Raw genomic sequence first — 4,469 nt, 5'->3', positions numbered from 1 at the left:
TGTCATCATCAACTAACTTGAAAATAACGACTTGTTTATCATCAAGCGTCGCATTTGCATTGACACGTGCCACCTTTCCAGTGATTGTTTCCGTCTTAATGCTATCATCGTTGGCGCTGGCCGTTTGGACACTACCCGCTAGCGCATTTCGGTAAGAAGCCAAGGCATCGGCAGCATTCGCCCCTTCACCAATGACATTTTGGTCCGCCCCCTTAATGTACGCATACTCGCGGAAACGTTCATTTTGATCCATCATCGACACGACCCAAGTTGGCGTGCCATCAATGTTCATAATCACTGGGTTTGAGCCGTGCCATTTGTTCTGGGGATGCAATTGCTTAGCAACCTTCATCGCCCCATCCGAATCCATAATACCGACGTTCTTACCAACGTAGAACGTCAGATCACCAGTCCGCGTATTAATCAACGAGTACCCCTTATCCGAATCAGCGTTCGAGGTTACCGTCGTAAAGTCATCGAAATATGAGATTGAACGATCGTTATTAAAGACCGGTGTCACACCACTTTCTGACCCGTTTTCAGTGGGCTTGATTTGGTTCTTGTGGCGGAAATTGAAGGCGTATGGATTACCATACGTACGGTTCATCCGTGTGGCTGCCTCTGGGGAAACCCCAGCGTCCACCCATTTTGGTAGGTCTTTAGTTGCATAAACCGTCGTCTTACCCGTGTCCGCATTGGTCAACGACACGTGAATGTCATTAAACACCAACTGACCCGCCCAACGAACATTCAGCAGGGTTTGTACCCAATATGGTTGCCCATTGTTATCAATTTCCAAAATTGGTTCACCAACTTGTTCAAACTTCGGATTGCGCATATAAATTTTGCGAGCAATATTATGTGAGAACCAGCTGGTTTCAGAATAATCCAACTTTTCTTTGACAAAGTGAGCTGTATCGTTAATGTCAGTCGCTGAAATAATGAAATATCCTGGCAATGTGCGATTCATAAACCATGACATAAACCCAGCGAATTCGACTGGTGCCACGTAATAAGGCTTGCCATTAATGTACTGGGCTGACAAATCCCCCAAACGATACATGGATGAATCTGGCACTTGTGAAAAAGCCTTCTTCATCATGTTCTGTGACGCTTGCGCTGAGAGCGCAATTGGCTGATCATCTTTCGTCAAAGGTGCTTCTTTTTTCACTGTTGCTTTAACAGAATCATACATTGGCCGCACAGTGACTGCCTGCGAAATACCGGCCGCTAATGAAATCACAAACGCGACAATTGGAATCACAAACGGCCAGATGGTTAATCCTGCAAAACTAATACGGCTGCCGCGCTTAGTTACCCGTTCAACAACTTGTGCTGAAGCACCTGCAAACAGTGTCCATAGCACAAGAGCCGTTGTTTCAATAGCCACTGGACTCACTAACTGCGAGAGTGTTGGTACCGGCATGAGCCAATACACATAAATCGCATTTAGAACCGTCACCGCAATAAACGTCCAAATTGTTAGTTTAGAAATCTTGAACTTAATTGCCCAGACTAACGTAACCAACGCCGTTAGCTCGAGCACCAGAAATGATGTTAACATATCCTACCCCTAATCCATGTAATACCTTAATACTACCGTAGTTCAGACGTGGTGCCTAGACAGAAAAACGCCGACTATTTGTCAGCGTTTTTCTTTGGTTCCTTATTCCGAATCGTGTTGCGACTTCAGGTTTAGTTTAGGCAATTCTGCATGTTGATGGCCGAAATCCAACTCTGGAATACCGTGCGCCAGCATATGGGCATTTCGGTGTTCAAACTGCGCATCTTCCCACGCCGCATCAACTTCCTGCCATGACCCCGTTTGTGCCAAAATCTCACGATATTTAGCTGGCATTTGTTGCGCGCCAATGGCCACCAGGGCATCTGCATGCGCTTGTAATGCTGGACTAAATGCTGCGTGTGGTTCAGCCAACCAAGCAAACAGGCCAATTGTTTCAATTTCCAACGGGGTATAATCCGTTTCAGCGACCGGCGTGAATGTATCTGGTTCAAGGTGCATCGCTTTTGGCGCAACCAACATTTTTGGTGCAACTTCCCACTCAAAGAAACCTGGCACGTCTGTTGATGGTGTCACGCGGTTGATGGTCACAACCCCTAACTGGTAGCCCAGCGCAAGTCCTAAGGTATACTCATCCGGTAATGGTTCGTCGCCAGACACCATTAAAAATTCGGCCACATCAGCGGCTGGTTCGTATGGAAAAGCTAACAACGCTTGCTGACCTAGCATGACATCGTTGGCAATTGGTTGTGGCACAACAAGAGCTTTCATTACTCATTCCTCAATCTGTTTCAGTTTTAATCTTCAAAAAGTTCCGCCAAGCGGTTCATTAGGTAGGCTTCCGCCGCTTCTACGGCATCTTCTAATTCCTCAGCATCATCTTCAGTAAAATTGCCAACAGCTTCGCGATTATGCAAATTACGAATCGTCAACAAGGTGGTGCGTTCACCATCTGATAACCCCGTATGCAGATTCTCCAAGGCACGGCTCACCATGTCATCGGTGGCTGGTAATTCAGCAAACACTAAAAATGATTGCATAATCTTACGGCGCTCTGATTCATATTCAGCGTGGATGTCTTCTTCCGGGCGTTGGGCTTTGGCAACTTCTGCCGTTTCACGCTCAGTCACTTCGTCTAGGTACAAAACCGTCCCTAGCTCTATATCAAATTCATCAAACGTCATATCAACCTCCTGTACGTTGCTGTGGCCCTTATTGTAACATATTCACAGAAGTAAGTTAGTCAGCCAAACTAGTAAAAACGTTAATCGAAGCGCCACAGCCACTATGATACAATGAGCTTTAGTTAAAACCTCGGGGGTCCTATGATGGTGATGGAAAATTATTTTAAAGCACTGCGTGAAAAAATCGGCCATGATGAAATTATTATGCCAGGTGTCGCCGGTGTTCTATTCGATGCCACACGTACAAAAGTTTTGCTGGAAAAACGTGGTGATGGTGAAGTTGGCTGGAGTTTGGTTGCCGGCATGCAAAACTTGGGCGAATCTTCGGTGACCACGATTATTCGGGAATTTAAGGAAGAAGCCGGCATCGATGTGGCGGTAACAGCCTTAATCGGCGTTGACTCAAATTTTCACCACACTTTTCCAAGCGGTGATCAAGCCCAAATACCAATGACCTTGTACGAAGTTAAACAGACCGGTGGTGAACTGCGCGCGGATGGGGATGAGACCTTATCACTCGCGTTCGTCCCGCTAGCTGATAATCCCAAAATGTATAACGTCCAACACCAACTAGTCATCGAACAATTACAGCGTCAGGCACCTTATGGTTGGTTCTTCTAATAACTATAATCAACTGCCACTATTTTTAGCACATCAACAAAAGGCCAGCCCAGAAAATTCTGAGCTGGCCTTTTCATTGATAGTTAATCTATTACCTGACCAATCGTTGCCAATACATTAGCCCGGTAATCTGTTGACGTCGCATTTAATTGACGCATCTTGTAATAGGCATCCTTATAATCAAAATCACCACGGCGCGTTGCTGCGTAAACCATTAATAAGTTGCAGGCGTCAGTTAACGAGTCCATTGGACGCAACTCGCCACCCGCTTCTAACGTACGGATGTCGGTCATATAGTCTTCGTGATCAAACTCATACCACGTCTGCATCTGCAACAAGACACCAGTTGCCCATCCTTCTTCGCGGACAATCGAAGACATCGTTTGTCCTGCTCGCATCTTCCGTAAAACATTATTAAATCGGTTGTTCACATTCAGAATACTTGTCGCAATTAATGCCATTTATCATTACCTCTAAATCAAAATCTTTCTGAATTTATCTTACCACAAGTTTGTGAAATAAAGAACAATAATTACAACAAACATCAATTGAACGCGCTTACAAAGCGGTTTTTAATTGTGAAAACCTTTTCATTTTGTGATTAGTCCGACAAAATAAAAGGTGTCTGGCTTAAAATCAGCCAGACACCTTTTATCACAGCAGTTAGTGGGCACGTCAGTAGTCTAAAACCCACCGACATTCCCAGTCTGCTTTATTGTTTACTTATCTTCTGCCAAAAAGGCATCGATTTCTGCTGGTGAATCAACCAACTCAACGTGAATTAAACCACGCTTCAATTGTAACTCGGTTTCCTTCGTCAATCGGGTTGCTTGCTTCTTTGCTAACTTCTCAGACTTCTTCATGAGACGGCCTCTTTTCATTTAATACCCTTATTATACACGAAGAAGCATACTCTTAATTTTCATTTGTTCGATGCAACTTTGCAAAGCACGTCATCACCCAGTGTTCAACATCAGCTGCTGCCGTTGAAAAGGTCACCGCATACCAAACGCCGAGCACCAATGCCATCAAACCAACTGTAAACATTACTGACCACACACCACTAATGCCCATATTAGGGAAAACAAAATAATCCAGTAACATAAAAATTATTGGACTCGCAATCACCAGGGTTAAGGTCA

7 protein-coding genes are annotated in these 4,469 nt (G+C 44.8%); 1 reads left to right on the top strand and 6 read right to left on the bottom strand.

Going from position 1 to position 4,469, the window contains the following annotated elements:
* The 3 genes from WEIDD23_RS01265 to WEIDD23_RS01255 all read right to left on the bottom strand — a co-directional run.
* A partial coding sequence (locus tag WEIDD23_RS01265; protein WP_242865361.1) for a hypothetical protein occupies window positions 1-1,564 on the bottom strand: 1,564 nt, incomplete at its 3' end.
* A gap of 102 nt (window positions 1,565-1,666) precedes the next feature.
* Complete coding sequence (locus tag WEIDD23_RS01260) at window positions 1,667-2,293, bottom strand: hypothetical protein (RefSeq protein ID WP_010371681.1); 627 nt, start codon at window positions 2,291-2,293, stop codon at window positions 1,667-1,669.
* Window positions 2,294-2,319: 26 nt separating this feature from the next.
* Complete coding sequence (locus WEIDD23_RS01255) at window positions 2,320-2,706, bottom strand: hypothetical protein (protein WP_010371684.1); 387 nt, start codon at window positions 2,704-2,706, stop codon at window positions 2,320-2,322.
* A 150-nt stretch (window positions 2,707-2,856) separates the two neighbouring features.
* Between WEIDD23_RS01255 and WEIDD23_RS01250 the strand changes: the two genes are divergently transcribed.
* Complete coding sequence (locus WEIDD23_RS01250) at window positions 2,857-3,327, top strand: NUDIX hydrolase (protein ID WP_029237451.1); 471 nt, start codon at window positions 2,857-2,859, stop codon at window positions 3,325-3,327.
* Window positions 3,328-3,410: 83 nt separating this feature from the next.
* On the opposite strand, the gene WEIDD23_RS01245 is transcribed toward WEIDD23_RS01250, so the two are convergent.
* The 3 genes from WEIDD23_RS01245 to WEIDD23_RS01240 form a co-directional block, all read right to left on the bottom strand.
* The gene (locus tag WEIDD23_RS01245; protein WP_010371688.1) at window positions 3,411-3,788 is read right to left on the bottom strand and encodes a hypothetical protein; all 378 of its coding nucleotides are present in this window, start codon (window positions 3,786-3,788) and stop codon (window positions 3,411-3,413) included.
* A gap of 258 nt (window positions 3,789-4,046) precedes the next feature.
* Window positions 4,047-4,190, bottom strand: coding sequence for a hypothetical protein (locus WEIDD23_RS13365; protein WP_010371691.1), 144 nt, complete (start codon window positions 4,188-4,190; stop codon window positions 4,047-4,049).
* 52 nt (window positions 4,191-4,242) lie between these two features.
* A partial coding sequence (locus tag WEIDD23_RS01240; protein WP_207644199.1) for a hypothetical protein occupies window positions 4,243-4,469 on the bottom strand: 227 nt, incomplete at its 5' end.

It is taken from the genome of Weissella sp. DD23, assembly GCF_001579105.1.
GTDB classification, from domain to species: Bacteria; Bacillota; Bacilli; order Lactobacillales; family Lactobacillaceae; genus Weissella; species Weissella cibaria.
Note: the sequence above shows the minus strand (reverse complement) of the source record. Positions and strands in the feature narration are given on the sequence as shown.